The 4,468-nt window shown below is 37.9% G+C and carries 5 protein-coding genes; all 5 read left to right on the forward strand.

Annotated features, from left to right (window positions below):
• Positions 1-304: hypothetical protein (locus NZM04_07910; GenBank protein ID MCS7063946.1), on the forward strand; the 304-nt coding region annotated here is incomplete at its 5' end.
• Between the two features lie 33 nt (positions 305-337).
• Positions 338-1,477, forward strand: coding sequence for a UDP-N-acetylglucosamine 2-epimerase (non-hydrolyzing) (gene wecB / locus NZM04_07915; GenBank protein ID MCS7063947.1), 1,140 nt, complete (start codon positions 338-340; stop codon positions 1,475-1,477).
• A 525-nt stretch (positions 1,478-2,002) separates the two neighbouring features.
• Positions 2,003-2,671 carry a hypothetical protein gene (locus NZM04_07920; GenBank protein MCS7063948.1) on the forward strand — a complete coding sequence of 223 codons (669 nt, stop codon included), beginning with the start codon at positions 2,003-2,005 and terminating at the stop codon, positions 2,669-2,671.
• Positions 2,672-2,836: 165 nt separating this feature from the next.
• On the forward strand, positions 2,837-4,081 hold the full coding sequence (locus tag NZM04_07925; protein ID MCS7063949.1) for a PIG-L family deacetylase: 1,245 nt from the start codon (positions 2,837-2,839) through the stop codon (positions 4,079-4,081).
• Positions 4,068-4,468: hypothetical protein (locus NZM04_07930; protein ID MCS7063950.1), on the forward strand; the 401-nt coding region annotated here is incomplete at its 3' end. The genes NZM04_07925 and NZM04_07930, both read left to right, overlap by 14 nt.

Consider the following 4,468-nt stretch of genomic DNA (forward strand, 5'->3'; position numbering starts at 1 on the left):
AACAGACATGGCAAGAACGTTAGCAAACATATCAAAAAATTTTGTTCCCGGCGAGGTCTATAATATAGGTGGAACCGATTACCATTCTATAGAAGAGGTTGCAGACATCATACTCGACCTGACCCACAAACAACATCTTCGTGAACAATTAGTAAAGTATTTACCTCATGAAATACTCACGACTCGACAGAAAAAAGTGGATTGCACAAAAGCTATACGTGACCTGGACCATAAAACTACAGTTAGCTTAAAGGAAGGAATATTTAACACCTTGCAATGGATGCGTGAAGTGTATAAAGTATGATAATCCTATAGGCTTAAATTTATTATTTACTAGATGCAACAAAGAAAAAAAATTCTCGTCCTCATAGGGACTAGGCCAGAAGCCATAAAGCTAGCACCTGTTATCCGAATCTTGATGGATCGTGTCTCTGATTTTGAAACTAGAATTCTATTAACTGGTCAACATAAGAAGATGGTTAAGCAAGCCTTGGAAGTTTTCGGGATAAAACCTGATATAGAACTTAACGCCATGAAATTTGCAACTTCACTAGGTCGTTTGACTTCAAAACTTTTCAGCGATGTTAGTCAAGTGTTATCTAACGAGAAACCTGCCTGGATACTCGTTCAAGGTGATACAACATCTGCCTTGGTCGGTGCGGTAAGCGCATTCTATCAGAAAATTAAAGTTGGACATGTCGAGGCTGGGCTAAGAACCTACAATCGCTGGTCTCCATTTCCGGAAGAATTCAATCGCACATGCATTTCCCACGTTGCCGATATTCATTTTGCTCCGACAATAAAAGCACGAGATAGTCTTTTAAAATTGCCTGATATCATTCCAGATTCCATACATGTCACTGGTAACACCGTTGTCGATGCCCTTCTGTGGGCCAGAGAGATTCTTTTAGACAATATTCCAAACGAGATCTATAAGTCAATTGCTCATCATATAGAAGATAAAAAAAGGTTAATTTTGGTAACAAGCCATCGACGTGAATCATTCGGCACCGGATTAAGAAACATATGTCAAGCACTGATTGAAATTGCTTCAAGTAATAAGGATCTCTTCATTGTTTTTCCAGTCCACCTTAACCCAAATGTTAAAAAACCAGTATATGAAGCTCTAAGTTCTCAAAGCAACATAGTCCTGCTTCCCCCTGTAAACTACCTTTCGCTAGTATGGCTAATGAGTAATGCTTATATAATATTGACAGATTCTGGAGGCATTCAGGAAGAAGCTACAACATTCAAAAAACCCATACTTATATTGAGAGATGTCACCGAACGTCCAGAGGTCTTAGATTCTGGTTTTGGAATCTTGGTTGGAACTGACATAGAAAAAACGCTCTATCATTTTCATCAGATTTTTCACAATCCATCAATTTATAAGTCAATGACCCAATCACCTAATCCCTTCGGTGATGGTCAAGCTTCACAAAGAATCGTAAATATAATCACAGAATATGGGGATTAAATAGATATTTCTACCTGTAAAATGACATTGGATAATTCTCTTTTTCCACCTAATCTTCCTCGCTTAGCTTATATTTCCGACGTTCCGATTGAAGGCACATACCACGGGTCAATGCTACTATATCGCTTGTTGGAATTATATCCGAAGAGTAAACTTTTAATTGTTGAAACAGGGCTAAGATCATCATCTTCAGATAAATGTATACCGCAAATTAAACGTTACTTCATACCCCCACCCTTTACAAGATTACAATACACTAGGTATAATAGATACTACCTTCGGTTTCTTGGCTCGCTAAGCTCAATACGAGCTAGAGTTATCGAAAAGGTAATTTATGAATTCAAGCCTGAATCCATACTTTCTGTAGTAGAAGGCGCAGGTTGGATAGTTGGATGGAATCTTGCGCAAAAGCATAGAATTCCTTACCATCTAATCATTCATGATATAATGACCACTAAAAACTTTCAGAGAGTCTTTTCAAAAGTTTGTCGTAAAGCAAATTCTTGTTTGTGCATATCACCATACATGGCCGAGATATTTCAAAAAGAATATCGCTGTAAAACAGACATCTTGCTTCCTTCACGCTCTTATCTTCACCATGAATATACAACCCCGTCTCCTACAACTCTTAAAAACTCGTTTCCTCTAACAATAGCTTTCGCAGGAAGTATTTGGCATTTTTATGCTGAAATGATAAAGCTCATAGCAAATTCACTGATTAAATTAGGGGGTGAAATTCATATTTACAGTGATCTCACACATAAGAGTTATTTAGAATTTGGCTTCAATCAGCATCCGAACATATTTATAAAGGGTTATTTACCACATCCACAAATTATAGATACCTTGCGTAATTCAGCACATGCTTTGTATTCTCCATTGACATTTTCGCCAAATGACGATAACAGCCGGTTTTGTTTTCCTAGTAAGCTAGCTGACTACACTGCTGTAGGCTTGCCTATTATTCTCCATGGCCCCCCTTACTCATCCCAAATAAAATGGGCTTCACAATATTCCGACGCTTTCATTATCATTGACGATTTGAATGTTGAAAATATCCGTCAATCAATAGTTAGGCTTCAAAATCCAGAAATCAGGAGATCATTAGCTCAGAAAATCATTGCAATAGGTAAAGAAACCTTCTCTTGGGAAAAGGCTTGGAAAACTTTATGTTTTCATCTCACAACCCCATAGAAATCCGACACTTTAATCTTGTTCGTAATGGCTAATCTACCATACATACTCTCAATATTTTTACTGACACTAGTATTCTTAATAGTGTTCATATTTAATCAGAAAAAACGCAACAACGTTCTGCAATACAGAGAACTCAATTATTCATATTTCTATACCCTTCCTGTGAATCAAAAAATAGAGTTAGTAAACCTCACAACTAATAACATGTCAAATTTTAGATGTGAATCTGACGTAATTTTATCGCCAGGTTATTTTCTAGCTGTCGAATTCATGAAAAAATGTAGCTTTCTACATCGATACCCTATTTTAAAAATAAAATCCTCTCTAACTGAATCCTCACAATATCTTGATAGTGTAGTAAATAATGGAAAATCTAAATTGTGGATCAATTTAGCTTCCCACTCCGGCATAAGCCTCAAGGAACTTTCGTTTTTTGCAAAGGACTTTCTCTTAACTTCTTCTTGCGCGGAACTTATTTATTTTCCTCAAATAGATCTAAATAAACATAAAATACTTATATTAGCTCCTCATCCCGACGATCCAGAAGTCTCATCCTACAGTATTTATACTTCATATCCGCAATCCACTGTTATTGTAACTATAACTGATGGCCTAAACACGGCAAATAGAAATTTCATTTTAACATCCCAGCGTGTGATTGAATCTTTAACGATTCCTCAGTTTAATGGCATCTCATTCCGCAATACCATTAACCTTGCTTACCCCGATGGAAATCTAAAAATCTTGTATGAAAATTACAGGACATCGCCTATGGACAAAAAATCTTCTAGATTTAATGAGTACAGAAATTTAAACGTATCACCTTATATGCCTACAAATTCTATTGGTCCCTGTTGGATTTCACTAATAAATGACCTGGTGCAAATTATTCAATCTTATAAGCCTACCATTATCATCACTCCTCATCCTTTAATAGATTCGCACTTCGATCATGTTTTTACAACTCTTGCATTAGACGAGGCGTTACAGATCTGTGATTACTTTCCTAGCGCTATATTAACAACATTTGTCCATAATAAAATCACTGAACTTTACCCCTTTGGACCACATAATTCCGAAATTTCATTGCCTCCTTTTCCTCAACACTTCAATAACATACAACTTTTCGACTCAGTCCAAGTTGCCTTTTGCTCAGAAGACCTAAATCATCTAAAGTTTCGTGCCATGGAGGCACACTCAGACTTGCGAACAATTCGTTTTCCTATTTATCCTACATTTTCTTCTGCATTTTTACAGTTGAAAATAGCTGCCTATAATTCACTCTTGTTTCACCCTAATTCACCACCAAACTCCCTCTTTCGCCGCTTCATACGCCCACACGAACTATTCCTGACTATTACCTCTTCTGCCACTTTTCAAAATATCTGCCAACATGCCAAAAATTGAAATCTTACGTCCTACAGACCTCACAGATGCCCAAATCCAAACATGGCGAGCTATCCAACTCAATACCCCTACATATCACTCACCATACTATTCACCAGAATATATCCAAACCCTCTACACTTTTCTTCCCCAAACCGAAATCGCACACATCTCCGACGGCAGCCAGCACGCCTTCTTCCCTTACCACCGTCAACCCGATGGCCATGCCATGCCCCCTGGCATCTGCATCTCCGACTATCAGGGCCCAGTCCAACCACTCGATTTTTTCTATGATCCCATTTCGATTCTCAAAGCTGCCGAAATTCGATCCATACATTTCAACCATCTTCCCTACACCCTCATTCACCTCCATCCCTACATCGAATGTCCGCACCCCGATCTATCCCC

It is taken from the genome of Candidatus Methylacidiphilales bacterium (assembly GCA_025056655.1).
Taxonomy (GTDB): domain Bacteria; phylum Verrucomicrobiota; class Verrucomicrobiia; order Methylacidiphilales; family JANWVL01; genus JANWVL01.

Bases quoted from the DNA above. Each gene is read 5' to 3' on its own strand.
- wecB (MCS7063947.1), top strand. From the start codon at position 338: ATGCAACAAAGAAAAAAAATTCTCGTCCTCATAGGGACTAGGCCAGAA.
- NZM04_07920 (MCS7063948.1), top strand. From the start codon at position 2,003: ATGGCCGAGATATTTCAAAAAGAATATCGCTGTAAAACAGACATCTTG.